We start from the raw sequence: 26,292 nt of genomic DNA on the forward strand, positions 1-26,292 counted from the left end.
TACATTTGTCGTTGAAATTTAATAAAATTTACATTTAATGCTGTTAACGGAACTTTCTCAGATTTTATTTGCACAAATCGCCACCCCTGCAGTTGCTGCAGACAACTTAGAGTTCTCATTCTGGAAAATTATGTTCCACGGAGGAGCGTTCGCTAAAATAGTGATGGTCACGGTATTGCTGTTGGGAATATTTTCTCTGTATCTGTTTTTTGAAAGATTTTTCTTTATCAAAAGACTGACTTCAAAAACGGATTCCAACTTCATGAATAATATTGAAGACTTTATTAAAGCAGGAAAAATAGAGGCTGCTGCAGATTACTGCAAAACACAAAACTCTCCGGAAGGAAGAATTTTAGAAAAAGGAATTTCAAGATTGGGACGTCCTGTTTCTGATATCGTGAGTGCTATGGAAGCGCAGGCCCAGGTGGAGGTTGCTAATATGGAGAAAAATCTGAATCTTTTGGCTGTAGTACCAAGTATTGCACCAATGTTAGGTCTTTTGGGTACCGTAATCGGGATGATTATCGCTTTCTTTAATTTATCCCATGCCACAGGATCTTTCTCTCCGAAAACACTTTCAGAAGGTATTTATACCGCTTTGGGACAGACTGCGGTAGGTTTGGCAGTGGCAATTCCTGCAAACTTCTGCTATAACATTCTTTTGACAAGGATTGATAAATTTGTACTGAAGGCTCAGAATATGTCAGGAGAATTTTTAGACCTTATCAATAAACCTTTATAAATCTTTCTTACGATGAAAATTCAGAGAAGAAATAAAGCAAACCCGGAATTCAGTTTAGCAGCGATGACAGACGTTATCCTGTTGATGCTGATTTTCTTTATGATCACATCTTCTGCCGCCAATCAAAGTGCTATTGATGTGAATCTGCCGAAAGCCGGAGCTGTTGACGATAATATACCCAATCCTGTGACAGTAAGCATTAAGCCGGATGGCTCATTCTTTGTAGATGACAATCCTGCCAATAAAGGAGAACTGGAGAAGATTATTGTAGATAAATTGACTGGTCAGACCAATCAATCGTTCACAATCAGAGCTGACGAAAACACACTGCATAAAGATGTTGTTTTTGTGATGGAAATTGCTGAAAAACATAAGTTTAATATTGCGATTGCAACAGTTAAAGATAAATAATAAATCCGGATCTCCGGAAATTACCTGTTAAGATGAGAAGCTATACAGCAAATAGAAACGAAGAAAACAAAGATAGGATAAAGAGCGCTCTGCTTTCTGTTCTTATCTGGGCTGCTATTTTGCTTTTTGTTTTTTTATATAAATTGAAACCTGAACTGGACAAAGATCCTGAAGTGATTACTACTATGCTGGTCAACTTTGGGGACAACAGAAATGGGAAAGGAATTGAAGAACCTGCTGAACAGCCGGGAAGTCTTGCTGCAGCAACAGAAGAAGTAACACCTGAACCCGCAGAAACACCTGTCCCGGAAACAAAAACTGTTGTAAAGCCGGAACCAACTCCTGAGCCAAAGAAAGCAGACGTTAAGGAGAAAGTTATCACAGGAAACAATTCAAAAGCAACAGTTCCTAAAAAAGAGGAATCAAAAAAAGCGGTAAAAAAGGAAGCAACAAGTACCAGCGCGTCTAAAAATACTAAGAAATCCGGGGCTGCAACAGCCAATTCAAAGACCGGAAATGGAGATGGAAAAGGAAATGCCGCTATTGGAAACCTGATTAAAGGAAGAGGAACAAAAGCCGGAAGCCAGGGAACGGGCGAGGGTATAGGAAACGCAGGAGATCCTTTAGGTGGTGACGGAAATGGAGACAGTAAAGTAGGAATCGACAGAAAGCTGGTTGGATATATTCCCGGGACAATGGGCAGAGGAGGAGCACAACCCTCTCACAGCTGTACAGCAAGTGGATCAATTACCGTTGCCTACACCGTAGATAAAGCAGGAAATGTGGTGTCTGCAAGAAGATTGGGAGGTGTTTCAGATCCTTGTGTATCATCTACATCAGTAGCTTGGGTAAAGAAATATGTAAAAGCAGAGAAAGCCAGTACTTCTTCCACCGGAACTTATAAAATTACATTCTAAAAATACAAAAGCACTTTATTCAAGTGCTTTTTTTAATTCGTTGATTCTGTTAATTATCGGAAGTGCAAAAATACCACTGGTCTGAAGATACAGCTCGTAGAATGTTTTTGCCTTATCCTGAAAATCTTTGTTATGATCATGTCTGCTGTTAAAGTAGAAAAGATTTCCCAGCATCTCATAATAATCTTTGTGATCTCTTTCCTGTCTTTCATTGACAATGGCAATCATTTCTTCCTTCGTTTTAGAAGAAACTTCTGTGAAGCTCATCTTGAAAATGTCCCGCATGAGTGTATCAAAATCCAGTTCTTTCTGCATTAAACTTTCTTCAGGTTTATCGAGAATAAGTTTTTCCAGTGCCTGGGTTAACTGGCGGATGAGTCTTAAGGTAAATTCTTTATCGGTAATCATATGATAGTTTAAAGTTTAGAGTTTAATGTTTTTAAAGGAGCGGGGTAGGTTAAGCAAAGAACAGATAAGCCAATGCAATTGCAGTGATAACACCCACCAAATCGGCCAGAAGCATAGCAATTACCGTATATCTTGTATTCTTAACAGCTACAGCGCCAAAATAGACTGCGATCACGTAAAAAGTAGTATCTGAGCTTCCCTGAAGTACCGCGGCTAATTTCCCCTGGAAGCTGTCGGCTCCGAACGTTGCCATTGTATCTACCATCATTCCTCTGGCTCCTGAACCTGATAAGGGCTTGATTAGCGCTGTCGGAAGCCCGTCCACAAATCTCGGATCCATATTGGCTATATTGGCAACCCATTTCATTCCGTCAATGATAACATCAAAAACACCGGAAGTTCGTAACAATGAAATAGCAATCAGCATCCCAACCAGATAAGGAATAATCTTAACGCAGGTAGTAAACCCTTCTTTCGCTCCTTCAATAAAGGCATCAAAAACATTTATTTTCTTGTAAACGGCTCCAAGCACAATAGCAAGGAATATGAACAGGATTAAACCATTGCTTAAGACTTTACTGAAGTCATCCAATTGATCTTTACTCAGCTGTACAAGGTATACGACCAATAAAGCGATAACTGCCGAAATTCCTCCTACATAAGCTATAACTACAGGGCGAAGCAGATTGATCTTCTGATAGAGAGAAACAATAATCATTGCAGCCAAAGTAGCCGCAAAAGTAGCAATCATACATGGAAGAAAGATATCAGTAGGTGTCTTTGAGCCCATAGATGCTCTGATAGCAATAATGGATACGGGAATCAAAGTCATACCTCCGGCATGGAGACACAGAAACATAATCTGTGAATTACTGGCTGTATCTTTATTTGGATTTAAAGACTGGAGGCTTTCCATGGCTTTTAGTCCAAAAGGAGTCGCCGCATTATCCAATCCCAGAAGATTGGCGCTGAAATTCATCAGCATATGTCCGAATGCGGGATGATTTTTAGGGATATCAGGAAACAGCTTTGAGAAAAATGGTTGAATCAGACGGCTTAGAAGGTTGATTCCTCCTGCTTTTTCAGCAATACTCATGAATCCCATGAATAAGGTCATGATCCCGATAAGGCCAAGGCAGATCTTCACCGCTGTTTCAGATGTTCCGATGACTCCATCAGCTTCCTGAACACGATAAACATTTACATTTTGTTTTAAAGAATCTGTTTTATAGTGAATTCTGCTGTCTGCAAAATCATTTTTTTTCATCAGGCTGTCTCTTACAACAGGGGAGAGGCTGTTCATCGGTTGTGATGCAATCTTCACTGTATCACCTCCTTTTCCTACCACCATATCATTGAAAATGGTTTTGTAGTGACCTGACGAAACGTATTTTATACTGGCAATGGCAATGGCAATGATAATAAAAGCCGACCAAATTCTGCTGAGAACCATTTGATTGATTTAATTGTTTAAACTTATCAAAAATACTTTAAACCACAAAAATAACTAAAGTCTTTTGTTATTCTGGAGTGAGAGAACTAATGATGGTTTACTGATTTCAAATTATTTTGACGCAATGTTCGCAAGTTTCTAATGAAGATAAATATGATTTTTTGTTCGCAAAGACTTTAACACTAAGCAAATAACCACAATCAGGAAATATTGCTGAATGAAATACCCTTGCGGACAAAAAATATACGTTAAGTTTTTAGATTTCCCTTGCGATCCTTAGCGTTTAAAATGAATTATTTACTCTTCCAAATAGACAAGGTGCCCTTCAAAATCATCATCCAGATTTTTCAGAACTTTGGCATCATCCATTTTTTTGACTAATGCATCCACAAAAAAACTTTTTTCAAAAAACTGGCGGTGAATACCCGGCAGAAGTTCCATAAAATAATCCATTCCGATTTTGTTATTGTGGAGATCCATTTTTGTTTCCAAAGGTTCATTCGGGAATAGCTCTTCATGCATGTCTGTTATTCTTTTGCAGAAATCAAGCGCTTTCTCAGGGGAAGAAATTTTACAGCAGTACATCATAATGAAGCTGCACCAAAGAGCATGTCTGAAAGCATTTCCAATTCCATTATTGGAAGCCGTATCAGGGAATCTTTTCTGAGCGATGGTAAATGCCTTTACAGTGGCATGAAAGCTCAACAGGGCAAAAAGAGGATGGGGAAGGATAAGTGATAAAAGACGGATAATCTTTTTAAAACTCATGCTTCTGATGGTATTGAAAAATATCTTAAAAGTCCTCATAAATAAAAATCTCTCCCTAATTAGAGAGAGATTGTATTGTTTTTGTTACAGATACTATGCTTTTACAGCTAATAAATTAACTGTTTTTGCAACAGTATCCTGAATTTCAGTTCTTTTTACAATGAAATCTACAAATCCTTTTTCTTGTAAGAATTCTGATGTCTGGAATCCTTCCGGTAAGTCTCTACCAATTGTTTCACGGATTACTCTTGGTCCTGCGAAACCGATCAGTGCTCCCGGCTCTGCCATAATGATATCAGCGGTCATTGCGAAAGAAGCTGTAATTCCTCCGAATGTAGGGTCACAAAGATAAGCGATGTATAAAAGCCCTGCTTCAGAAAGCTGAGCCAACTTAGCCTGAACTTTTGCCAGCTGCATCAAAGAGTAAGTGGCTTCCTGCATTCTTGCTCCTCCGGACTGACAGATAATCATATACGGAAGTTTGTGCTTGATACAGTAATCTACTGCTCTTCTGATCTTTTCTCCCATTACAGAACCCAAAGATCCACCGATGAAAGCAAAATCCATACAAGAAACTACCATTTCAGTTCCTTTTACGGTTCCTACAGCATTTCTGATAGAATCAGTAAGCTTGGTCTTTGCTTTTACTTCTTTCAAACGGTCTTTGTAAGGCTTTGTATCTTTGAAGTTTAAGATATCAATACTTTCAACATTGGCATCCAGTTCGGTAAATTTACCACCGTCAAAAAGGATGTCAAAAAATTCCGCACTTCCTATTCTTACATGAAATCCGTCTTCAGGAGAAACATAGTTATTTCTCTTTAGTTCATCATGTTCCACAACTTTTCCGGATGGAGTCTGATGCCAAAGGCCTTTGGGAACGTCCTTTTTTTCATCAGTAGAAGTGGTAATGTTTTTTGCTTTTCTTTTAAACCAGTCGAATGCCATTTTTGCTTGTATTAATGTATAAATGTAAAATGTACCAATGTAAATGTATTTCTTATGAATACTTTTTACATCGGTACAAATGTACAGTTCTTATTTTAAAGTATTTACGTTATTTAAATCTTCAAATGCTTTCACCAATCTTGTAGAGAATGTATCCTCACCTTTTCTTACCCAAACTCTTGGATCATAGAATTTCTTGTTAGGTTTTTCTTCTCCTTCAGGGTTTCCGATTTGAGTTCTTAAATAATCAATATTGTTTACCATATAATCTCTAACGCCTTCTGTATATGCAAACTGAAGGTCAGTATCGATATTCATTTTGATTACTCCGTAGTCGATAGCTTCTCTGATTTCCTCTAAAGTAGATCCTGAACCTCCGTGGAATACAAAGTTTACAGGTTTAGCAGCCGTTCCGAATTTCTCCTGAACATATTTCTGAGAATTGTCAAGGATTTTCGGTGTAAGAACTACATTTCCTGGCTTGTAAACTCCGTGTACGTTACCGAAAGCAGCAGCAATGGTAAAGTTGTCAGAAATAGCTTTTAGTTTTTCATAAGTGTAAGCTATATCTTCAGGCTGAGTATATAATTTAGAGTTATCAACGTCTGAGTTGTCAACACCATCTTCTTCACCTCCTGTAACCCCGATTTCTACTTCAAGAGTCATCTGAAGCTTAGCCATTCTTTCGAAATACTGAGCTGAAATCTCAAGGTTTTCTTCTAAAGATTCTTCAGAAAGGTCTAACATGTGAGAAGAGTAAAGAGATTTTCCTGTCTGCTTGAAGAATTCTTCGTTAGCATCCATCAACCCATCGATCCAAGGAAGTAATTTCTTTGCACAGTGGTCTGTGTGTAGAATTACTGTTGCTCCGTAAGCTTCTGCAAGAGTGTGAATATGTTTTGCTCCAGCGATTGCTCCTAAGATTGCAGACTTTTGTCCGTCATTGCTTAATCCTTTCCCTGCGTTGAATGCAGCTCCACCATTTGAAAACTGAATAATTACAGGAGAGTTCAATTTCGCTGCAGTTTCCATCACAGCATTAATGTTGCTTGATCCAATTACGTTTACTGCAGGCAATGCAAATTTGTTTTCTTTAGCATACTGAAAGATATCAGTAACTAACTGACCTGTGGCAACTCCTGCCGGAAAAATTCTGCTCATGTTTTACTTTTTATTATAAATTTATTAGGTGTTTTAATTTCGTGTAAAGGTAATCATTTTTAAGAAATTACTAATTTCTTTTATCTCTTCCCCAAAGTAACTTCTGACGGATCGTTTCATAGAAACTTAAACCGTTGGGCTGTACCAGAAGAAGCTGGAATGCGGCCTTTTTGATGATAATTTCCTTATCGGTTTCTATATGGATCAGTCGGGAGTCCAGAGAAAGGGAATACTGAGGTACACGGCTTTCCACCCTGAATTTTATTTCTACTTTGTCATTTACCACTAAAGGTCTCACATTCAGATTGTGAGGCGCGATTGGAGTAATGACGAAATTTTCGTTGTTTGGAGAAATGATAGGCCCGCCACAGCTCAAAGAGTAAGCGGTAGAACCCGTAGGAGTAGAGATGATAACACCATCACCCCAGAAGACATTCAAAAATTCATCGTTGATGTAAGAATCTACGGTAATCATTGATGTGGTTTCTTTTCTTGAAACAGTAACGTCGTTCAAAGCATAAGGGAAAGATCCCTCAAGTTTTGGAGAAACAACTTCAATTACGGAACGGCGACTTGTTTTTACATCTCCTTTTAATATGGAATCAAGCTCTTTAAAAGCTTCTTCCTTAGTGAAAAAGGCTAAAAATCCAAGTCTTCCGGTATTAACTCCTACAACAGGAATTTCAAGATCTTCAATGAAGGTTAAAGAATTTACAATCGTTCCGTCTCCACCAAAAGTGAAAAACAGATCAACTTCCTTATCCAGAAGATCCTGCTTACAGTTGAAGGTTTCGAAAATTTTTGAGAACTGAAGTGCTTCAGCCATTTCATCATACAGAACAGATTTTACATCTCTGGCTTCAAGTTCAGAGATAAACTTGCTTAAATATAAAAAAGTATCAAGATCTTTTTTCTGAGAATATATGGCTGCCTTCATGTTATATTTCTATGAATTTTTGTAAAAAACCAAATCGGTCTTTAAACAGATCGGATTTCTCATCAGAATAGTATTTTTCAACAATTCTGTAGTCGTACCGGTCAAAAGTTGAGTCTATCGAGGCTAGGTTTTCATTGCTGATCTTTATTGTGATTTGGACCACTTCTTCAGACATAAAGCTTATAAACCCTCCATAAAACTTCGAGTTGTTGCTTTCTACGATATTGGTAATTTCCGTCATAGAATATTTTCTGGCAGGAGTTTCTACCGTAAGAATAGCACCTGTTTCTGAAAATAAAGGATAACGGGAAAGGTCTTGAAAAACATCTTCACAGGTAATATACCCCAGATACTTTTCATTTTTATTAATCACCGGGATCACATTGCTGGTGAAGGTGTAAAACAGACGGATACTGTCCATAATATTGCTGTCCTCCAGGATAGCGAACCGTTCAATCTGATGTTCAAGATCCTTCAGAGTCCCGCCATCTTCTTCATACAGAAAGTCCATTGCAAGAGCTCCGTAGAAATGGTGGGATTTTTTGATGAAAATATGGGAATATCCAAAATCCTCCAACATATTTCTGGCTGACTCTATGGAGTCAGACAGGCTAAAACATGGAAAGTCTTTTGAGATATAGTCCTTGATAAACATTGTGCTAATTTATAAAAAATTAAATGAAACTTTTTCTGAAAACCCGACTTTTTTTAAGCTGAAACAAAAAAAATGCCATCAAAATTTGTTTGTAAGGAAAAAAAAAGTACCTTTGTCGCCTTTCATTTTTACTTTTTATTAGATTTATTTCAAACTGCACTGTCTACTAAGGACATATGCAGTTTTTTTTATTTTAACGCTTTTGCAAACTCCCACATTACAATTCCGGCACATACACTTACATTCAGAGAATGCTTTGTTCCAAGCTGTGGAATTTCTAAAAATACATCAACATTTGGAAGTACTTCATCACTGATTCCTTCTACCTCGTTTCCTAAAATCAATGCATATTTTTTCGAGTTGTCAATCGTAAAATCAGTAATCAGCTGGCTGCCGGTAGTCTGCTCAATTCCGATGATTTCGTACCCTTTGCTTTTCAGATCAGAAATCGCCGTATTGGTTTCTGCCTTATGAGACCAGTCTACACTTTCTGTTGCTCCCAATGCCGCTTTATGGATCTCACGGTGGGGTGGTTGTGGTGTAATTCCACAAAGGATTATTTTTTCAATTAAAAAGGCATCTGCCGTTCTGAAAGCAGCACCTACATTGTGCATACTTCTGATATTATCTAAAATGATGACCAACGGAATTTTTTCAACCTTCTTAAATGTTTCTACATCTATTCTGTTAAGTTCTTCCAGTTTTAGTTTCTGTACCAATTGTATTATTTTGTTGAGATTAATTTTCCGTCTTTATAGACCTCTGTTTTTTCTATGCTTCCGTCTTCACGGTAATGAACCCTGTTGCCATTTCTCTTGTCGTTGGCAAGTTCAGTTTCACGCTGTAATTTTCCTGATGGATAAAATACTTTCCATTTTCCGGTTGCAAGGCCGTTGTCATACTGGCCAATGTCTTTCACTGATTTTCCGTCTTCATGGAAGGTTTTGCTTTCACCCTGTAATTTATTGAATTTATAATTTGAAATTTCAGTTATTTTGCCGGCTGGAGAATAAAAAGTAGCCGTAAGACTGTTATCATAAATATTCTTTTCTCCGTTTCTGAAAGCCTCTTTGGAAGTAAGTACTCCGTTCTTATCAAAATAGGACCATTCTTTTACTTTAAATCCTTTTTTATACTCTCCTTTAGACTGCATTTTTCCGTTGTCATAATAAAAAATAGCCTCTCCGTCCAGCTTTCCTTTTTCCCATTCTACTGTATTTTTTACCTGCCCGTTGTCATAAAATTCTTTACAGGATCCTTCCTGTAACCCGTTTTTATATCCACATGGTTTCTGTGCCATAATCATGGCAGACGTGGAAAAAAACAATAGAAACATGTACTTCATAGCTATTTTTATTTCAAAAATAGTAAAATACTTATATTTGACTCAAAAATATACTATGAAAAAATTATTCACATTATTCATATTGATGTGGGGATTTATGTATCTGGGAGCACAAAATGCATATTATCCTCAAGCTTTTTTTGATAAAAAACTAGCCAGAGACATGCTGGGATTCGGGAATTCTACGATTGAAGGCGTTGCTTCCACAAAACAAAAAAACAATTGGGGCATCAAACCATTGCTTGGAGAAAAACATTATGCACCCAAAGGAACAGTTATCATGCTTTTTCCTGTCACTCCTTATTTTGAGGAATTTTATGACATGAGAAGGAAGTATGAAAACAAAAAAACAACGGTGTACATGTCTGAAGAAGCTTTTAAATACAGAGTGGAAGCTTTAACGGATGATCACGGCAGGTTTAAATTCGAAAAACTGAAACCTGGTAAATATTATCTTGAAACGATCGTAAATTTTACAGCGACGGCAAGCTATCAGCAGCAGACAGGAACTTCAAATGCTTATAACGGGTATGGAGCTTATCTGTATTCAACCCCCATATACAGTACGTTTTTCTATGGATACTCGGCTGCCAACAGGGAAAGCAAGTTTGTAGAAATAAAACAGGACGGCGAACTCAAAGAAATCAAGCTTTAACAGCTTGATTTTTTATTTTCTGTTCATAATCTGATGTACATTCTTCTCAATATTCTGGGCTAAGGTCTCCATTGGAATATCATTTTCATCATTATTGAAAGGATCTTCAATTTCTTCTGCAATAAGCTCAAGACTCATTAAAACATAATATACAAAAACAGTAAGAGGAATCATGAAAAGACCAATAGTGATCACATAAGCAATAGGCAGAGCGAAAACGTACAGAATAATAAATTTCTTGATAAAAGAAGAATATGAATAAGGGATCGGAGTGTTTTTGATTCTCTCACAGCCTCCGCATACATCAAGAAATCCTGAAAGCTGAGTGTCTAAATACAGCATTTCAATTTCTGAAATTTTACCTTCTTTTTTTAATAAGTTCAATTTATGGGTGAGCAGGATGACAATTTCACTTGGGCCATGGTTTTTTAATGAACTTTCTATTTCAGAATAATCTTCATCCAAAGCCAGCCTTGTAGATTCTTTAGAAAGATGTTTGGCTAAAAAGTGAGGGAAATATTTTAAATATCTTGCAATCTGTTCAGCATCCTGACGGTTGTCACCAAGAATAGTATTGATTTTTATAGCGAAATTTCTGGTATCATTGACCAGTTTCCCCCAAAGCTTCCGGCCCTCCCACCATCTGTCATAAGCCGTATTGGTCCTGAAAACCAATAAAAGCGAGAGTACGAAACCTAACAGCGAGTGAATCATCCCCACATTACTGATTCCTGATTTTGAGGTAAGGTGCAGATATTCCACTTCCAGATACTGAATTCCCCAGGAATACAACCCTATAAGAACCATACTTGGAAAAAGAATCTTCAGTGTATCACTTTTGTGTAAACTGAAAAGGATTTTAAGGAAATGTTTGGTATTGTAGACTCTCATAAATTCACTTGTTACCACAAATATAAATTTTTCATCTGAGCTCTGCTAATAAAGTAAAGAAGCCTGAAGCTGGAAGAGGGAAGTTATTGAAGCCGAAGAAGAGGTCTAAGTTTCCATAAAAAGATTTTATGGAATGAGGTATATATGTTTGTAGACAAATCTTAACTTCCAGCATCTCTCTTCCAGCTTCCTGCTCTTTTAATCTTAATTTTCTCAGGTTTCAAAAAAACACTATTTTTATTTCGCATTAAATACAAAATACATGATCCTCGAAAACGTAGATATTGTAAATGATATCAGTAAAGAAGATTTTCAGAAGAATTATTTTAAAAAGCAGAAACCTCTTTTAATTAAGAATTTTGCCAGTCGATGGGATGCTTTTGACAAATGGAATCTGGCTTACATCCGTGAAAAAGCGGGAGATCAGGAAGTGCCGCTGTATGACAATAAACCTGCGGATGCTGCGAAAAGCTCTGATGCTCCGGTAGCCCGGATGAAAATGAAAGAATATATTGATACTATAAAAAGTAAACCTTCAGATCTGCGTATCTTTTTCTATATCATTACAGACAGACTTCCTGAGCTGCTGAAAAACTTTACGTATCCGGATTTGGGGATGAAGTTTTTTAAAAGACTTCCAACGTTATTCTTCGGGGGAAGTGATGCTCATGTTTTAATGCATTATGATGTGGATTTGGGTGATTTTATGCATATCCATTTTGAAGGAAAGAAAAGAATTCTTTTGTTTGATCAGAAGCAGTCACCATTTTTATATAAAGTTCCTTTATCTGTTCATACCGTTTATGAGCTGGATTATGAAAACCCTGATTATGAAAAGTTTCCGGCTTTACAATATGCCAAAGGGTACGAAATTTTTATGGAGCATGGTGATGCACTCTTTATTCCGGGAGCTTTCTGGCACTTCAACAGATATCTGGAGCCTGGTTTTTCACTTTCTTTGAGAGCGCTTCCCAATAAACCGAATGTCTTTGCCAATATGCTGTATCATGTTTTCATTATGAGATATACGGATAAACTCATGAGAAAACTTTTCAAAGCCAAATGGGTGAGCTATAAACAAAAATGGGCTTACAGAAAGAGTTCGGAAGCCCTGGAAAAACATCTAAAGTCGGGAAAATAGACAGTATACCTTAGATTATTTTAACGCAGGGAACGCAAACTTTTATTTGCTGATAAGGGTTCGCAAAGGCGTTTCACTCAGCGAAGAAAGCTTTCGGTTGCTAAATGAAATGCCTTCGAACGAAAATAAAAGGAGTCAATATCAATTTTCTTTGCCTCTTAGCGTTAAATTTTGGATTAATTTTATTTATTGATAAGACCGAAGATCGTGGCATCTACGAATTTTCCTTTTTCAAAAAAATAATCTTTCAAGGTTCCTTCTTTACTGAAATTTAATGAAGACAGTAGCTTTTCAGAAGAAATATTGGAGGGATCAATGAAAGCATCCACCCGGTGAAGTCTCATAGATTCAAATCCGTAAGTCAGAATAGGGAGAATAGCCTCTTTCATATAAGATTGCTGCCAGAATTTAGGATTGAGCTCATAACCAATTTCAGCTCTAAAGTGTTCCCTGTACCAATTATGATAGCCGCAGGTGCCAATGACTTTTCCATTGGATTTCAGCTCCAAAGCCCATCTGAAACCTTTCCCATTTTCGAATTCATTGTTAAAATGCTGAATAATGCGTCGGGAGTCTTCTTCTGTTTTGAAGGTATCCAGATCATAATATTCCATAACTTCATCCAGAGAAAAATACTCGAACAGGTCTTGGATATCATCGAAAGTAAGCTGACGTAAAATAAGCCTTTCAGTCTCTAAAACAGGAAATTCCATGAATGATGTGATTTGATGGTGAAAATACAATTAATTACTGATAAAGAAAAGTGGGGAAGATTAACCTCTAAACAATTCTCTTACCCTGAATTTATTTTTCTAAATTTGGGGCTCATTTTTTACTATGGCAAAAGCAGCGAAGAAAGAAACTCCGTTAATGACGCAGTACAATACCATCAAGGGTAAATATCCTGATGCGCTATTATTATTCAGGGTTGGGGATTTTTATGAAACTTTTGGGCAGGATGCTGTCAGAACTTCTCAGATTCTGGGAATTGTCCTTACCAAAAGAGCCAATGGCGATGGGCATATAGAGCTGGCCGGATTTCCGCATCACTCTGTAGATTCTTATCTTCCAAAATTGGTAAGAGCAGGGATGAGGGTGGCGATCTGCGATCAGCTGGAAGATCCTAAAATGGTGAAAGGGATTGTAAAAAGAGGGGTAACTGAATTGGTTACACCCGGTGTTACCTTCAATGATCAGGTTTTAAATTCAAAAAAGAATAATTTCCTGCTTTCTCTACACAAAGAAAAAGAGAAATATGGAATTGCTTTAGTGGATATTTCTACAGGAGAATTTCTGGTAAGTGAAGGAAACCTGGAAAAGCTGCTTCATATTGTCAATACTTTTGACCCAAGTGAGATTATTTACCAGAGAAGTGTACAGATTCCGGAGCAGATTAAGAATAAAAGTGCCTTTAAACTGGAAGACTGGGCGTTCCAATATAATTTTGCCTACGAGAAATTAACGAATCATTTTAAAACCAATTCTTTAAAAGGGTTTGGAGTAGAAAACCTTCCACTGGCTATTACTGCAGCAGGAGCTATTTTTGCCTATCTGGTAGAAGATACCCACCACAATCTGCTGGCCCATATTACAAAACTTCAGATCATTCCACAGGAAGATTATCTGATGATGGATAATTTTACCCTGAGAAACCTTGAAATTGTTTATCCCAGTAATCCACAGGGAAAATCGCTGCTGGATATCATTGATAAAACCTCTACTCCGATGGGAGGAAGGCTTTTGAGAAGAAGAATCATTCTTCCTTTAAAATCAGTGGATGAGATTATGAGAAGGCTTTCTCTGATTGATTTCTTAAACGAAAATGATCATCTGAAATATGAAATCTGCCAGCTTCTGAGATCGATTTCTGACTTAGACCGATTGATGGGAAAACTGGCTGCAGAGAAAATTTCACCTAAAGAATTGGGATATCTTCGCCAAAGTTTAATTAATATCCATAAAATCAAAGCATTACTGCATCCTCATGCGGATGTGCTGGCGTGGCTGGAACCTTTGTTTGATCTTGAAGAATTGATTAAGTTCCTGCAGAATCATCTTAATGAAGAACTTCCGGTAAGTATTGCCAAAGGAAATATCATTAAAGAAGGGGTTTCTGAAGAGCTTGACAGATTGAGAAATCTACAGAATAAAGGACGCGGATTCCTGGACGAAATGTGCCAGAGAGAAATTGAGAGAACAGGTATCACAAGCCTTAAAATTGATTTTAATAATGTTTTCGGATACTATATTGAAGTTCGAAATACTCATAAAGATAAAGTTCCGGATGATTGGGTAAGAAAGCAGACCCTGGTGAATGCTGAAAGATACATTACCGAAGAATTAAAGGAATACGAAAGCCAGATCCTGGGTGCCGAAGAAAAAATAGGGGTTCTGGAAACTTCACTGTACAGAAATTTATGTGCAGAAACAATGGTTTATATTGATCAGATCCAGGGGAACTCCAATATTATTGCACAGCTTGATGTGGCTGCCGGACTATCTGAACTGGCTGTTTCTGAGAGCTATACTAAGCCTGTTTTAAATGATGGCTATGCTATCGATTTAAAAGAAGCCAGACACCCGATCATTGAGAATGCACTTCCTCTGGGTGAAAAGTATATTCCGAATGATATCTTTCTGGATAAAGATTCCCAGCAGATTATCATGGTGACAGGACCGAACATGGCCGGTAAATCTGCAATTCTGCGCCAGACGGCAATTGTTTGTCTTTTGGCTCAGATTGGAAGTTTTGTGCCTGCAAAACATGCTGAAATAGGAATGCTGGATAAGATTTTCACAAGGGTAGGAGCTACAGACAATATCTCTGCAGGTGAATCAACTTTCATGGTAGAAATGAATGAAGCCGCCAATATTCTGAACAATATTTCAGAGCGAAGCCTGATTTTGCTTGATGAAATCGGTCGTGGAACTTCCACTTATGACGGGGTTTCTATTGCATGGGCGATTGCTGAATACCTTCATCAGCATCCAACGCAATCCAAGACTTTATTTGCCACGCACTATCATGAGCTGAATGAAATGACAGTCAATTTCGAAAGAGTGAAAAACTTTCACGTTTCTATTCAGGAAAATAAAGGAAACATCATTTTCCTGAGAAAACTGATTCCTGGTGGAAGTGAACACAGTTTCGGTATCCATGTGGCAAAACTGGCCGGAATGCCTGCCAAAGTGGTCAACAGAGCCAATGAAATTCTTAAAACACTTGAGGCGAGCAGAACTCAGGGAGGAGGAGGTACTTCTGAAAGTATCAAAAGAGTGACTGAGGAAAATATGCAGCTTTCCTTCTTCCAGCTGGATGATCCTGTTCTGGAAAATATCCGTGAGGAACTTACAAAAATAGATATCAATACATTGACACCTATTGAAGCTTTAATGAAGCTGAATGCGATAAAAAAAATGATTGGAGGTTAATCCAATCATTTTTTTTAATGATGTTAAAGTTTAGTTTTAATTAGCAGCAATAGCCGTCTTTACCCCTCGGTCCGATAATAAGGAAATGGCTTACTCCTCTTAGTTTACATAGACCTTCTGCACATGCAGCTGCACCTCCGTTGATTTCTTTGAGCTCAGCTTTGGTGAGCCTTCTTTTAAGGTTTGAATTTTTCATATCCGCCTTGTTTAAATATTATCAACCTGGTTAACAGCAAAATCCATCCTGCATGCCAGGCACTCCTGAGCGTTCTTCTCCGGTGTGAGGATCTGTGCAGCTTATTACTCTTGGGCAGATGGGTCTGTTGGCTCCGCCACTGATTTCTTTAAGCTCATTTTTACTAAGCTTTCTTTTTTGATTTTTTGAATTTTTCATAATAATTTGAATTTGGTGAAAGCTAATTTACAAGTTATTTTATTATGTTCAAAATATTGTAAGTCAAATTGTTAACTTTTTTTGACGCAAATGTCATTTCATAAAAAAGATTGAGGAAACCCCTCAATCTTTTTTATTTAACAAAGTTTTTTGCTATTAACAGCATCTTCCTTTGGTGTCACATGAGCCTATAGTCATTTCACCGTCAATATTGCAGAAACAAGTTCCCGGGCAAAGGGGGCCGCTACCTCCATTGATTTGTTTCAATTCACTTTTTGTCAATTTTCTTTTTTGAATGTTTGATTTTTTCATGATAATTTTAGTTTTGATTTGATTTCTTGAAATTTTTTTGATTAGCAACAGAATCCGTCTTTTCCTACAAGACCCGGAACCATTTCTCCCGAATCAGGATGTGTACAGAACCCTCGAAGGCATCTTGGAGGAAGTGCTCCACCATTAATTTCTTTTAGTTCGCTTTTGGAAAGCTTTCTCTTTTGAGTTTTTGATTTTTTCATGGTAATTTAGTTTTTGATTCTACTCAAATATACAAAATCATCTGTATAATTCTATAGCTTGTGAAAAAAATTAACACCTCTGTGTCTAAAAATAAAAAAGAGCGCCTTAAGCGCTCTGTGTTTTATAAATGATTGTATTCGTAAGTATTAACATCCGTGGAACCTGAAGGTGTATTCCCTGTTTTCTCGTAATAGCTTCGAATTTCTTTTGTAGGGTAACCACTGGCATTGTATTCAAAATTGGATTTGAAGATTGTCCATTCCGTTCCGGTTCCATTATTGTAACTGACGATGTGATTGTAGCTTAATGTATTGTGAGCAGATCCGCTTTCATCTTCATTATCAATGATTTTTAGGTATCCGGTAATATTTTTTAAAGGAGCATTTTTGGTATCATATACCACTGTTTTTAAGGTAGAAGTTGCTGTTTCAGTAGTGTTATTTTGAGTTCTTGAAAGAGTACCAGTCCAGCTGCTCATCGATCCATCAGCATTCAGTACAGCATTTCTTGTTTCAGATCTTGTTGATCCTGAAGTAGACGCAGTGTATACTATTTTCACATTGTTATTCGCTTGATAAGTATAGTTGGATTCTGAGTTCCATGATCCACCGAAATCAATCCCGTTAATTGTTTTTTTTGATAATCTGCCATTTCCGTCGTAGGTAAATTTCGTAGTAAGAGAGGTATTTGAACCATTGACTACAGACTGGGAAATAAGATCACCTGCATAGATAAATGTAGTTACACTTCCTTCAGTAAGATTTTTGATCTGAGAAATTTTTGAACCGTTATACGTAAACGTTAAAACATCTCCGTCCATCGTCATTTTTGTTACCAAAACCGGACTGTTATCATTGTTATTTCCGTTGTTGTTAGGTGAATCATTATCGTCGTTGCTGCTAGAGCATGATGCCAACAAGAAAATTGGCAGAAGCAAATAAGTTTTTTTCATGGTTTTAAGTTTAAGGCTGTAAAAGTATTAAAAAAATGTATCCATGATAAAAATAAATTGTTCATTTGTAAATAATTTATGAAATAGGTGAATTTTATTTTTATATATCGTTGAATTTTAGTGTTTTATGGTTTTTAATATGAAGAATTTAATAAAGATATTAGCTATATTTATATTTTGTACGGTTTTTAAAGCCCAGCAGACTGAAGTTTCTGTGATAAAATATGAAGATCTGGAAAAGCGGATTCAGCAGGAAAAAAACAAATTATTGGTTGTCAATTTCTGGTCAACAACCTGTGGGCCATGCGTAAAAGAGCTTCCTCACTTTATGGAAGTGAATGTTGAGTTTGCTGATAATCAGAAATTTAAAATGATTTTGGTTTCACTGGACAGGCTTGCAGATAAAGAAAGAGTATTGAAATTTATTAAAAATAAAAATCTTACTGCTGAGGTTCTCTTGCTGGATGATATCAAAAGAATGAATACCTGGATCCCCAAGTTTGAAAAAGACTGGGATGGGAATATTCCTGTAACGCTGTTCTATAAAAATGGAGTGAAAGTTCATTTCAATGACGGTGAAATGAGCAAAGAAGACCTTGGGAAAACAATTAAAGAAAATCTACAATAAATAATCAATTATGAAAAACCTGAAAATTTTAATGACCGCATTCATCGTTGGGCTTGGATTACTGAGCTTTACAACGACAGATCATGATAAAAACAAAATTCAGAAAGAGAATATTTCTTCAAAAGGCTATGAAGTAGGAGATGAAGCTGCTGATTTTAAGCTTAAAAATATTGATGGCAAAATGGTTTCTTTAAGCGATTTTAAGAGTGCAAAAGGATTCATTGTTGTATTTACATGCAATCACTGCCCATACGCCAAGAAATATGAAGACAGAATTATTGAGCTGGATAAAAAATATAAAGCTCAGGGTTACCCGGTAATCGCGATTAATCCTAACGATCCTAATGTACAGCCTGAAGACGGCTTCCAGCAGATGATTGAAAGAGCAAAGCAAAAAAGTTTTACTTTCCCATACCTAGTAGATGAAGGGCAGAAAATTTATCCACAGTACGGAGCGACAAAGACTCCTCATGTTTTTGTACTGAAGAAAGAAAACGGAAAGAATATCGTGAAATATATTGGTGCTATCGACAATAATTATGATAACCCGAATGATGTATCCGAATATTATGCTCAGGATGCCGTAAATGCTCTGATAAAAGGAGAGCCGGTAAAAATGACTAAAACGGTAGCTATCGGATGTACAATTAAAATAAAGAAATAATATATTTGCTCACATAAAAATAAAATCGGTGTTCCTTGAATACCGATTTTTTATGCCTAATCCCTTTTGAAATGAAATTACAATTCAGCCTTAAATATCTCCTTCTGACCCTATTTATTTTTCTTGTAGAAGTATTGATTGCCACTAAACTGAGCGGTATTTTCTTCGTAAGAGCTTATCTCGGGGATGTTATTGTGGTGATGCTTCTTTATACTTTCGTAAAGAGTTTTGTAAAAGTAAATGATGAGAAACTGATTCTGAGGATCCTTATTTTTTCATTTTTGATAGAATTTGCACAGTATTTCCATATTGCAGAAAAATTAGGCTTCCGTTCTGGAAGCCTGATGTATATTGTTATTGGAAATTCTTTTTCATGGATTGATAACCTTTGCTATGCCATAGGCTGTCTACTGCTCTATATTTTCGTAAGAATAACAAAAAGTGAAGGCGTAACCTCAACCTCTAATTCCTAATCCCTGCAACCTAACCCCTATTACCTACCTCCCAAAACTGTCATATTTATCCTCTGCATATTTGGTAAAACGGTTCAATAAAGCCACATTTTCCTTTTCCATTGGAGAAAGATCATTGTCTACATTGCTGGAAACCGGGATGTACCAGTCTGTTTGTTCGAAGAAATTTCTGTAGGTTTCTTTTTTGAAAGAGTAACCATGTCTTGCAAATACGGAATTTTTGATGATCTCAAGATCAAGTTTTCTTAAGTTTTTAAGATCTTTTTCTGTCAGTTTCTGCTTGGAGGCATTTAGTTTGAATATTGCTTCTGAAGCGATACGGTTCTTAGACGTTTTATAGCTTTCTGTCTTTCCGGTTTCTTCATCTTTGTACTTTTCTGTAAATTCTTTGGGATTGGACCAGTCTACCAGATCAGAATCCTTATCAAGCATAAAGTTGGGATTATAAACAAACTCTTTTTTAGTGAGCTTAAGTGTTTTTGAAGGCGCTTTAACTGTTGTTTTATCGAAGGCATTCCATTTTCCGGTTAAGCTGTCACCTTTTAGTTTTACTTCAAACCTTCCGTCTGTTTTGTCATTTCCCGGTTCATCCAGGACAAAAGAGGTAGATGTTTCATTGAAAACACCTCTGAACGGGCGTTGGTTGCCATTTACAATACTTTGTCCGTAAACGCTGTCCTTTGTAATTCTGTTGATCTTTAAAGAAATTCTTTTATAATTGTTGACATCATATTCCGAACCATCTGTCTCGTCAACTACCTTTTCCATTCCGGCAAATTCACCTGTGTAAATTCCGTAATATTCTTGATGAACTTCAGGTACTACGACAGAGTCCTTTTTGGCGGTCAGAGAATCTTTCCCCGATTCATTGGTATTTCCCTCTTTTTTACAGCTTGCCAAAGAAACTGCCAGTAAAGAAATAAGAGTGTAATTTACAATTTTCATATATGTTTTTTTGTGATTAAATATTCAATAATAAGGATATTGGGAATCCAGCCCAACCAGGCAATGATCTGATAGACATCCATTGGATTGGGATGAAATAAATATACAATAATTACTTTCCACATTCTCAGAGTAATGGCAGATAATGTAAAAGCAAAACTCCGCCACATCCATTGCTTGTGCTCTTTGAACCTTTTCTGTCTTGCCAGTTGATATGCTTTATATGTTGAAAACCACCATGAAAAGCCCAAAATAACAAAAGAAACCTTTGATAAAAGCCCTCCGTTTGCAAAGAGTCCCATATAGATTCCAGAAGGGGCAGCGAAAATCAGAATGAGAAAAATATACATTTTTCCCATATTCCGATGAAAGTTTTTTAATCCAAAATTCAGTCTGAGAATAGCCAGAAATCCTGAAAGAAGGACAAAAATGCTTGTATAAACGTGAGTATAAAAAAATGTAAGATATTCAGGTCTGTCTATAACTTCCGTCTGTTTGATCATCAGAAAACTGACTTCAGGATTAAAAGGAATGTATTCTAAGGTGATCTTCAGCATCAGCCAAAAGAAATACCCGAATCCTATGATGAGAAGGATTTTAAAGAAGGAATTACTATTTCTTTTAGCAGAGAGCATTTTAATTATTCAAAATTGATAGTGAAAGGGACGGTAAACCAAATCAACGCAGGATGCCCTTTGTATTCTCCGGGAGTCCACTTGGTTTTCATAGATTTCATAGCTCTTTCCACTTCATGATTAAGAGATTCATTTTCTCCTGTTACGATAATAGTTTCTATCTCACCTTTAGCATTGACTGAGAATTTTGCATTGGAGCGGGCTTTACCTTTTGGCCCTTTTATTCGATTAGAATTAATTTTTTGAGTTACATCCCGCATGAATGCAGAAATTCCACCAGGATATTCTGATGGCTTACTTTGCTCAGGTATATTCTCATTTCTGGAATGATCTTCTGTGGGCTGCGTTTTAGTTTCCTGTGTCTGAGCAAAAGCCAGCCCAAATCCAAGGCATAAAATGAATGTTGATATTTTTTTCATCATATTAGTTTATAGTCTGTTTGGATTAGTTTTTTAAATACTTAGGCCCATCGGCATGGTAAATTTGGTTTTAACCGGTTGTCCGTTTATAGTACCGGGCTTCCATTTTTTCTTTAATTTCTTCATAATACGATCCATTTCTTTATTCAGAATAGGACTATTGCCAGTTGTAGAAATTGAGCTAATACTTCCATCAGGATTAACATCAAAAGTCGTTACAGATTTAAATGTTCCAGGAGAGTTCGAAAATTTAGAAATATCCATTTCACTGCTTATATACTTTCTTATGGCTACCATTCCACCTGGAAATTCCGGAGCAATAGATATAGTATCATCTACCTTATGCTCATCTTTATTTATCTCTGACGAAGGAGATGGTGATTGCTGCTCTTCTTTTTGTGTTGTTTGGGAAAAGGCAAACTGAGCTCCTAACAGTAAAATCAGTATTGATATTTTTTTCATGGTTTATGGGGAATTCAGATTATTTATTTTCAAAAAAATCGATAACGAGTTCATTGAACAATTCTGGTTTTTCTTCAGGAACATAATGGCTTGTATTCGGAATAATAGCCAGTTGCCCTTGTGGAATAGATTCCGCTATTTTTACCGTATGTTCTGTTTTTATAAGATCTTTATCGCCAGCAATAATCAATGACGGACACTGAATTTTTTTCAGATCTTCATATTGCCAGTTTGGATATTTAAGGTCAAGATTCAAAAGGTCTATGAAAACATCATTTTTATGGTCTTTATTCTCTTTAGTAAGGCTGGCGAGCATTTCTTTCATAGATTTAAACTCATCATCTTTGACTCCTTCAGGGAAAATATTGGCTCCGGAACAGGCAATTTTATCTACTAGCTGAGGGTATTTCATAGCCATGGATAAAGCAAGAATTCCGCCGTCACTCCAGCCCAGAATCTTTGTTTTTTTGATGTTCAGTTTCTCTAAAAACTGCTTAAGGTCCTCTGTCTGAATATCAAAGGTAAGTTCTTTCGTTTTGTCATAAGTAGATTTTCCACGCTCACGGCAATCTACAATGATAACTTTGTACTTTTTAGCAAAAGTATCCTTTTGGTTCATAAAAGCACTGATGGATTGTCCATTCCCATGAAGCATAAGCAATGGTTCTCCTTCTCCATAGATCTCGTAATATAATTTAATACCATTGACCTCCATAAATTTTCCATCCGGCATGGAACCTATAATGCCCTGACCCTTTATCAGCAATGATTTATGGCCACTGAATGGCTTGTAATCTGAAGATCCAACCGTAAAATGTTTTACATGGGTTATTTTCTGAGAATGGATTCCTTCAAACCAGGCATTTGATGCAGTAATATCGTTCTCAAAACCTGAATTTTCTAAAGGAATTTCAAGCCATTTTTTTGACTTTCCATCATTGACTTCCAACTTGAAATCGTCAAAATAAAAATCTCCATTGTCTTGTGCAAAAGCTCCGATATTGATTGTTTTCGCATTGGTATTGATGATTCCTTTTATTTCATATGTTTTCCATTCATTAGTGACTTTGATTCCATAATATTGATTCTCAAAAAAACCAGTAGAACGGTCTTTATTGTCTATTCTGCACCATAGGCCGCAGTTGGAATTATTATCTTTATTGTCTTTTCGGATTTTTGCCGTTACCCGGAAATTCCAGTTTTGTTTATTCTCTATATTTAGGGCTTGTGCAAATGCGGTCCAGCTAGAAACAATAGATCTTTCCTGGCTATATCCTAAGAACAGCCAGAACAGAAGAAGGAATACGAAATTTTTTTTCATGTATTTAGTTTTTAGTAAAAATAGTGTTTTTTACAAATTATTGAGATCCTGTGCAATAAGCCATCCTTCACTCCAGCATGCCTGGAAATTGAAACCGCCAGTCACTGCATCTATATTCAAAACTTCTCCGGCAATATAGAAATTAGGAAGTAATTTTGAAGACATGTTTTTAAAGTTAATTTCCTTTAAATCAACACCTCCAGCCGTCACAAACTCATCTTTAAAAGTAGACTTTCCGGTTACCTGAAACTTCTTTTGACAAAGATTTTCCAGGATCTTCTGCATTTCCTTTCCGGAAATATTAGCAACCTGTTTGTTCAGGTCAACCTTTGAAATGTCTAAAATCTTCTGCCAGAATCGGTTGGTAATATCAAAAATCTTCGATTGTCCGATGGTCTTTTTAGGATTGCTTTGTTTAAAATTATGGAAGATTTCCTCAGCCTCATCCATTTCTATGGAAACAAAATTAACTTCAATTTCAAAGTTATATTTAAGTTTTGCCAGACTTATAGCTTCCCATGCGGAGATTTTCAGAACAGCAGGTCCGGAAAGTCCCCAGTGGGTAATAAGCAGCGGCCCGCTCTCGTCAGTTTTCAGCTTTGGAATGGAAATTCCTGCATTTTCAAAGCTTGTTCCCGGAAGATCTTTAAGCAATTCATCTTTAATATTAAATGTAAAAAGGGAAGGGACGAGGTCTACAATTTTATGACCCAGATTTTCAACCATTTTTAGAGATTTTGGTGAGCTTCCGGTAGTATATACGATATAATCGGCTTCAAAATCCCCCGAATTGGTCTTTACGATATATTTTTCATCCTGCTTTTCAATCTCTTTTACCGTACATTTTGTTTTTACAGAGACATTTTTCTTTTGGGTTTCGTTCAGAAAAGTATTGATGATCGTCTGAGAAGAATTACTTTCAGGGAAAGTTCTGTTGTCATTTTCAATTTTCAACGGAACATTACGCTGGTCAAACCATTCCATCGTGTCTCCAGGCTGAAATTTGCTGAAAACACTTAATAGTTCCTTATTTCCACGAGGATAAAACTGAACAAGCTCTCTGGGATCAAAGCATGCGTGAGTCACATTGCAACGCCCACCTCCGGAAATTTTAACCTTCTGAAGAACATCCGAGTTCTGTTCTAAAATCGTAATTGTATATTTCTTTTCGTCAAGATTGGATGCGCAGAAAAAGCCTGCAGCACCGCCTCCGATAATAATGATCTGTTTCATGTATATGTAATCCTATGCGGAAGATTATTTTTTCAAAAGTACAATTTTTATAAACCATCTTATTTGAGTATTTTTGAAGATTATAATTTTAACGAGACCAAAAATGATTTTCTACCATAAATTTGAAGTGCGATGGAGCGATCTTGATGCCAATAAGCACTTAGCCAATTCATCATATGTACAGTATTGTGCGCAAGCCAGAATGGCTTTTATGACTAAAGAGAAAATGGGAGTTACCCAGCTAAGCAGATGGGGAATTGGTCCTGTTATCCTGCACGAAAGATATTCTTTCTTCAAAGAAATATATGCAGATCAAATTGTCATTGTAAGTGTGGAAATAGATGGTTGTGCAGAAGATTCTTCCATTTATCGTTTCGTACACAAATTCTATACACCAGATGGAATGCACTGCGCCACTGCAGAAGCTACAGGAGTATGGATTGATATGATGCTTAGAAAAATGACCACTCCGCCGGATGATGTAGTGGAAGCAATGAATAAATATAAAAGCCCGGAAACGGTTGTATTATCGAAAGAAGATTTCAAAAAATTTCCTTTCCATCCACACAATATCGACCCGGCAGAATTGATTAAATAATTCAAAGTTTAAAATTCAAGGTTCAAGGTTTAGAGTTTGAGAAGCAATTTTAAATCATTCATACTTTTTACATTGGACATTAATAAAAAAAAATCATGTTTGAAGATAAATCACAGGAGCTGACGCCCATTTCAAAATTAGGAGAATTCGGTCTTATTAAGCATTTGACAGAGCATTTTCCGTTATCCAATGAATCTTCGGAGCTTGGAGTAGGAGATGATGCAGCGGTTATCAATCCTGATAACAAAAAAGTAGTTCTTACCACAGATGTACTGGCGGAAGGAGTACACTTCAATCTTGGATATGTACCATTGAAGCATTTAGGTTATAAAGCGGTGGTAGTAAACCTTAGCGATATTGCAGCAATGAACGCAACTCCTACACAGATATTGGTTTCTCTTGCGGTTTCCAACCGTTTTCCGGTGGAAGCTTTAGAAGAAATCTATTCCGGAATTCAGGCTGCTTGCGGAAGATACAAGGTTGATCTGATTGGAGGAGATACTACAAGTTCCAATTCGGGGCTGGTGATGAGTATTACCGCTGTAGGAATTGAAAATGAGGAAAATATCGTAAAAAGAAGCGGAGCAAAACCTAATGATCTTCTTGTGGTAACCGGAGATTTAGGGGGTGCCTACATGGGATTACAGATTCTGGAAAGAGAACATGCTGTGTATCTTGCAGATCCGAACATGCAGCCGGAAATGGAAGGCTACGACTATATACTGGAAAGACAGCTGAAACCTGAAGCAAGAACAGACGTTAAAACGATTTTGGAAGAACTGGATATAAAGCCAACTTCTATGATTGATATTTCAGACGGCCTGGCTTCCGAAATCCTTCACCTTTCAGATCAGTCAAAAGTAGGATTCAGATTGTATGAAGAAAAAGTACCACTGGACAACCTTACGATCTCTACCGCGGATGAAATGAATTTGAATCCGGTAATGACTGCTTTAAGCGGTGGTGAAGATTATGAACTTTTATTTACGATTTCGCCAGATGATTTTGATAAAATTAAAAATCACCCGGATTTTACCATTATAGGTCATGCCGTAGAAAAAGAAGAAGGAAACTTTATGGTGGCGAGAGGATCTAACCAGTTGGTAGCACTTACTGCTCAGGGTTGGGATGCTTTTTTAAACCAATAAAATGTATACGTTTACCGTACTACCGGTTTTAGTTATTATT

The 26,292-nt window shown here is 36.8% G+C and carries 33 protein-coding genes; 11 read left to right on the plus strand and 22 right to left on the minus strand.

The window, feature by feature from the left end; genetic code table 11:
- The first annotated feature begins 37 nt into the window (after nucleotides 1–37).
- The 3 genes from CHRYMOREF3P_RS14205 to CHRYMOREF3P_RS14215 are packed head-to-tail and all read left to right on the plus strand — an operon-like array spanning nucleotide 38 to nucleotide 2,070.
- The gene (locus CHRYMOREF3P_RS14205; RefSeq protein WP_077413278.1) at nucleotides 38–742 is read left to right on the plus strand and encodes a MotA/TolQ/ExbB proton channel family protein; all 705 of its coding nucleotides are present in this window, start codon (nucleotides 38–40) and stop codon (nucleotides 740–742) included.
- Nucleotides 743–754: 12 nt separating this feature from the next.
- On the plus strand, nucleotides 755–1,153 hold the full coding sequence (locus tag CHRYMOREF3P_RS14210; protein ID WP_077413279.1) for an ExbD/TolR family protein: 399 nt from the start codon (nucleotides 755–757) through the stop codon (nucleotides 1,151–1,153).
- A 32-nt stretch (nucleotides 1,154–1,185) separates the two neighbouring features.
- Entirely contained in the window at nucleotides 1,186–2,070 is an 885-nt protein-coding gene (locus tag CHRYMOREF3P_RS14215) for a ferric siderophore ABC transporter substrate-binding protein (RefSeq protein WP_180564892.1), read from the plus strand.
- Nucleotides 2,071–2,085: 15 nt separating this feature from the next.
- Here CHRYMOREF3P_RS14215 and CHRYMOREF3P_RS14220 read toward each other — a convergent pair whose 3' ends face one another.
- The 9 genes from CHRYMOREF3P_RS14220 to CHRYMOREF3P_RS14260 form a co-directional block, all read right to left on the minus strand.
- Complete coding sequence (locus CHRYMOREF3P_RS14220; protein WP_047380108.1) at nucleotides 2,086–2,478, minus strand: hypothetical protein; 393 nt, start codon at nucleotides 2,476–2,478, stop codon at nucleotides 2,086–2,088.
- A 49-nt stretch (nucleotides 2,479–2,527) separates the two neighbouring features.
- On the minus strand, nucleotides 2,528–3,931 hold the full coding sequence (locus CHRYMOREF3P_RS14225; RefSeq protein WP_047380110.1) for a nucleoside recognition domain-containing protein: 1,404 nt from the start codon (nucleotides 3,929–3,931) through the stop codon (nucleotides 2,528–2,530).
- 297 nt (nucleotides 3,932–4,228) lie between these two features.
- Nucleotides 4,229–4,738, minus strand: a complete 510-nt coding sequence (locus tag CHRYMOREF3P_RS14230) for a DUF6973 domain-containing protein (RefSeq protein WP_077413281.1) — start codon at nucleotides 4,736–4,738, stop codon at nucleotides 4,229–4,231.
- Nucleotides 4,739–4,792: 54 nt separating this feature from the next.
- Complete coding sequence (gene accD / locus CHRYMOREF3P_RS14235) at nucleotides 4,793–5,647, minus strand: acetyl-CoA carboxylase, carboxyltransferase subunit beta (RefSeq protein ID WP_047095043.1); 855 nt, start codon at nucleotides 5,645–5,647, stop codon at nucleotides 4,793–4,795.
- A 90-nt stretch (nucleotides 5,648–5,737) separates the two neighbouring features.
- On the minus strand, nucleotides 5,738–6,808 hold the full coding sequence (gene fbaA, locus CHRYMOREF3P_RS14240; protein WP_077413282.1) for a class II fructose-bisphosphate aldolase: 1,071 nt from the start codon (nucleotides 6,806–6,808) through the stop codon (nucleotides 5,738–5,740).
- A 70-nt stretch (nucleotides 6,809–6,878) separates the two neighbouring features.
- Nucleotides 6,879–7,745 (minus strand): NAD kinase, encoded by an 867-nt coding sequence (locus CHRYMOREF3P_RS14245; protein ID WP_077413283.1) that lies wholly within the window; start codon nucleotides 7,743–7,745, stop codon nucleotides 6,879–6,881.
- Between the two features lies 1 nt (nucleotide 7,746).
- Nucleotides 7,747–8,400, minus strand: a complete 654-nt coding sequence (locus tag CHRYMOREF3P_RS14250; protein WP_077413284.1) for a CBS domain-containing protein — start codon at nucleotides 8,398–8,400, stop codon at nucleotides 7,747–7,749.
- Between the two features lie 188 nt (nucleotides 8,401–8,588).
- Nucleotides 8,589–9,119 carry an RNA methyltransferase gene (locus CHRYMOREF3P_RS14255; protein ID WP_077413285.1) on the minus strand — a complete coding sequence of 177 codons (531 nt, stop codon included), beginning with the start codon at nucleotides 9,117–9,119 and terminating at the stop codon, nucleotides 8,589–8,591.
- 5 nt (nucleotides 9,120–9,124) lie between these two features.
- Nucleotides 9,125–9,736, minus strand: a complete 612-nt coding sequence (locus tag CHRYMOREF3P_RS14260; protein WP_232539031.1) for a toxin-antitoxin system YwqK family antitoxin — start codon at nucleotides 9,734–9,736, stop codon at nucleotides 9,125–9,127.
- Nucleotides 9,737–9,800: 64 nt separating this feature from the next.
- On the opposite strand from CHRYMOREF3P_RS14260, the gene CHRYMOREF3P_RS14265 reads away from it, so the two are divergent.
- A complete protein-coding gene (locus CHRYMOREF3P_RS14265) occupies nucleotides 9,801–10,400 on the plus strand; it encodes a hypothetical protein (protein ID WP_232539032.1) in 600 nt (199 codons plus the stop codon).
- A 12-nt stretch (nucleotides 10,401–10,412) separates the two neighbouring features.
- Here the strand turns inward: CHRYMOREF3P_RS14265 and CHRYMOREF3P_RS14270 are convergent, their stop codons facing one another.
- Nucleotides 10,413–11,309, minus strand: coding sequence for a bestrophin family protein (locus CHRYMOREF3P_RS14270; protein ID WP_228408582.1), 897 nt, complete (start codon nucleotides 11,307–11,309; stop codon nucleotides 10,413–10,415).
- 244 nt (nucleotides 11,310–11,553) lie between these two features.
- Between CHRYMOREF3P_RS14270 and CHRYMOREF3P_RS14275 the strand changes: the two genes are divergently transcribed.
- Nucleotides 11,554–12,432: a cupin-like domain-containing protein gene (locus CHRYMOREF3P_RS14275; RefSeq protein WP_180564893.1), complete on the plus strand. Its 879-nt coding sequence runs from the start codon at nucleotides 11,554–11,556 to the stop codon at nucleotides 12,430–12,432.
- A 182-nt stretch (nucleotides 12,433–12,614) separates the two neighbouring features.
- Here CHRYMOREF3P_RS14275 and CHRYMOREF3P_RS14280 read toward each other — a convergent pair whose 3' ends face one another.
- Nucleotides 12,615–13,145: a GNAT family N-acetyltransferase gene (locus tag CHRYMOREF3P_RS14280; RefSeq protein ID WP_077413289.1), complete on the minus strand. Its 531-nt coding sequence runs from the start codon at nucleotides 13,143–13,145 to the stop codon at nucleotides 12,615–12,617.
- A 124-nt stretch (nucleotides 13,146–13,269) separates the two neighbouring features.
- Here CHRYMOREF3P_RS14280 and mutS point away from each other — a divergent pair, with 124 nt between their 5' ends.
- Nucleotides 13,270–15,864, plus strand: a complete 2,595-nt coding sequence (gene mutS, locus CHRYMOREF3P_RS14285; protein WP_077413290.1) for a DNA mismatch repair protein MutS — start codon at nucleotides 13,270–13,272, stop codon at nucleotides 15,862–15,864.
- A 40-nt stretch (nucleotides 15,865–15,904) separates the two neighbouring features.
- Here the strand turns inward: mutS and CHRYMOREF3P_RS14290 are convergent, their stop codons facing one another.
- From CHRYMOREF3P_RS14290 to CHRYMOREF3P_RS14310, 5 genes are all read right to left on the minus strand, one after another.
- Nucleotides 15,905–16,060 carry a hypothetical protein gene (locus CHRYMOREF3P_RS14290; RefSeq protein ID WP_175627169.1) on the minus strand — a complete coding sequence of 52 codons (156 nt, stop codon included), beginning with the start codon at nucleotides 16,058–16,060 and terminating at the stop codon, nucleotides 15,905–15,907.
- A 30-nt stretch (nucleotides 16,061–16,090) separates the two neighbouring features.
- Complete coding sequence (locus tag CHRYMOREF3P_RS14295; RefSeq protein ID WP_139348444.1) at nucleotides 16,091–16,258, minus strand: bacteriocin; 168 nt, start codon at nucleotides 16,256–16,258, stop codon at nucleotides 16,091–16,093.
- Between the two features lie 156 nt (nucleotides 16,259–16,414).
- Nucleotides 16,415–16,570: a bacteriocin gene (locus CHRYMOREF3P_RS14300; RefSeq protein WP_139348445.1), complete on the minus strand. Its 156-nt coding sequence runs from the start codon at nucleotides 16,568–16,570 to the stop codon at nucleotides 16,415–16,417.
- 41 nt (nucleotides 16,571–16,611) lie between these two features.
- On the minus strand, nucleotides 16,612–16,773 hold the full coding sequence (locus tag CHRYMOREF3P_RS14305; RefSeq protein WP_172625708.1) for a hypothetical protein: 162 nt from the start codon (nucleotides 16,771–16,773) through the stop codon (nucleotides 16,612–16,614).
- Nucleotides 16,774–16,895: 122 nt separating this feature from the next.
- Nucleotides 16,896–17,726, minus strand: a complete 831-nt coding sequence (locus tag CHRYMOREF3P_RS14310) for a hypothetical protein (RefSeq protein ID WP_077413292.1) — start codon at nucleotides 17,724–17,726, stop codon at nucleotides 16,896–16,898.
- Nucleotides 17,727–17,865: 139 nt separating this feature from the next.
- Between CHRYMOREF3P_RS14310 and CHRYMOREF3P_RS14315 the strand changes: the two genes are divergently transcribed.
- From CHRYMOREF3P_RS14315 to CHRYMOREF3P_RS14325, 3 genes are all read left to right on the plus strand, one after another.
- The gene (locus CHRYMOREF3P_RS14315) at nucleotides 17,866–18,354 is read left to right on the plus strand and encodes a TlpA family protein disulfide reductase (protein ID WP_180564894.1); all 489 of its coding nucleotides are present in this window, start codon (nucleotides 17,866–17,868) and stop codon (nucleotides 18,352–18,354) included.
- Between the two features lie 10 nt (nucleotides 18,355–18,364).
- The gene (locus CHRYMOREF3P_RS14320) at nucleotides 18,365–19,018 is read left to right on the plus strand and encodes a thioredoxin family protein (RefSeq protein WP_077413293.1); all 654 of its coding nucleotides are present in this window, start codon (nucleotides 18,365–18,367) and stop codon (nucleotides 19,016–19,018) included.
- 71 nt (nucleotides 19,019–19,089) lie between these two features.
- A complete protein-coding gene (locus CHRYMOREF3P_RS14325) occupies nucleotides 19,090–19,491 on the plus strand; it encodes a DUF2809 domain-containing protein (RefSeq protein ID WP_180564895.1) in 402 nt (133 codons plus the stop codon).
- A gap of 24 nt (nucleotides 19,492–19,515) precedes the next feature.
- Here CHRYMOREF3P_RS14325 and CHRYMOREF3P_RS14330 read toward each other — a convergent pair whose 3' ends face one another.
- Genes CHRYMOREF3P_RS14330 through CHRYMOREF3P_RS14355 form a run of 6 tightly spaced genes read right to left on the minus strand, consistent with a single transcriptional unit; the run spans nucleotide 19,516 to nucleotide 24,506 of the window.
- Nucleotides 19,516–20,436, minus strand: coding sequence for a YARHG domain-containing protein (locus tag CHRYMOREF3P_RS14330; protein ID WP_180564896.1), 921 nt, complete (start codon nucleotides 20,434–20,436; stop codon nucleotides 19,516–19,518).
- The gene (locus CHRYMOREF3P_RS14335; RefSeq protein WP_180564897.1) at nucleotides 20,433–21,071 is read right to left on the minus strand and encodes a DUF2306 domain-containing protein; all 639 of its coding nucleotides are present in this window, start codon (nucleotides 21,069–21,071) and stop codon (nucleotides 20,433–20,435) included. The genes CHRYMOREF3P_RS14330 and CHRYMOREF3P_RS14335 overlap by 4 nt, the downstream gene beginning before the upstream one ends.
- 5 nt (nucleotides 21,072–21,076) lie before the next feature.
- Nucleotides 21,077–21,490, minus strand: coding sequence for a hypothetical protein (locus CHRYMOREF3P_RS14340; protein WP_139348446.1), 414 nt, complete (start codon nucleotides 21,488–21,490; stop codon nucleotides 21,077–21,079).
- Between the two features lie 33 nt (nucleotides 21,491–21,523).
- Nucleotides 21,524–21,952, minus strand: coding sequence for an energy transducer TonB (locus CHRYMOREF3P_RS14345; RefSeq protein WP_077413298.1), 429 nt, complete (start codon nucleotides 21,950–21,952; stop codon nucleotides 21,524–21,526).
- A 19-nt stretch (nucleotides 21,953–21,971) separates the two neighbouring features.
- Nucleotides 21,972–23,273 (minus strand): alpha/beta fold hydrolase, encoded by a 1,302-nt coding sequence (locus CHRYMOREF3P_RS14350; protein WP_180564898.1) that lies wholly within the window; start codon nucleotides 23,271–23,273, stop codon nucleotides 21,972–21,974.
- A 30-nt stretch (nucleotides 23,274–23,303) separates the two neighbouring features.
- Nucleotides 23,304–24,506 carry an NAD(P)/FAD-dependent oxidoreductase gene (locus tag CHRYMOREF3P_RS14355; protein WP_047380130.1) on the minus strand — a complete coding sequence of 401 codons (1,203 nt, stop codon included), beginning with the start codon at nucleotides 24,504–24,506 and terminating at the stop codon, nucleotides 23,304–23,306.
- A 103-nt stretch (nucleotides 24,507–24,609) separates the two neighbouring features.
- On the opposite strand from CHRYMOREF3P_RS14355, the gene CHRYMOREF3P_RS14360 reads away from it, so the two are divergent.
- Nucleotides 24,610–25,104 (plus strand): acyl-CoA thioesterase, encoded by a 495-nt coding sequence (locus tag CHRYMOREF3P_RS14360; protein WP_047380131.1) that lies wholly within the window; start codon nucleotides 24,610–24,612, stop codon nucleotides 25,102–25,104.
- Nucleotides 25,105–25,199: 95 nt separating this feature from the next.
- Nucleotides 25,200–26,252 (plus strand): thiamine-phosphate kinase, encoded by a 1,053-nt coding sequence (gene thiL, locus CHRYMOREF3P_RS14365; protein WP_077413300.1) that lies wholly within the window; start codon nucleotides 25,200–25,202, stop codon nucleotides 26,250–26,252.
- Nucleotides 26,253–26,292: the final 40 nt, after the last annotated feature.

Origin of the sequence: Chryseobacterium sp. JV274 (assembly GCF_903969135.1) — a bacterium.
GTDB lineage: Bacteria > Bacteroidota > Bacteroidia > Flavobacteriales > Weeksellaceae > Chryseobacterium.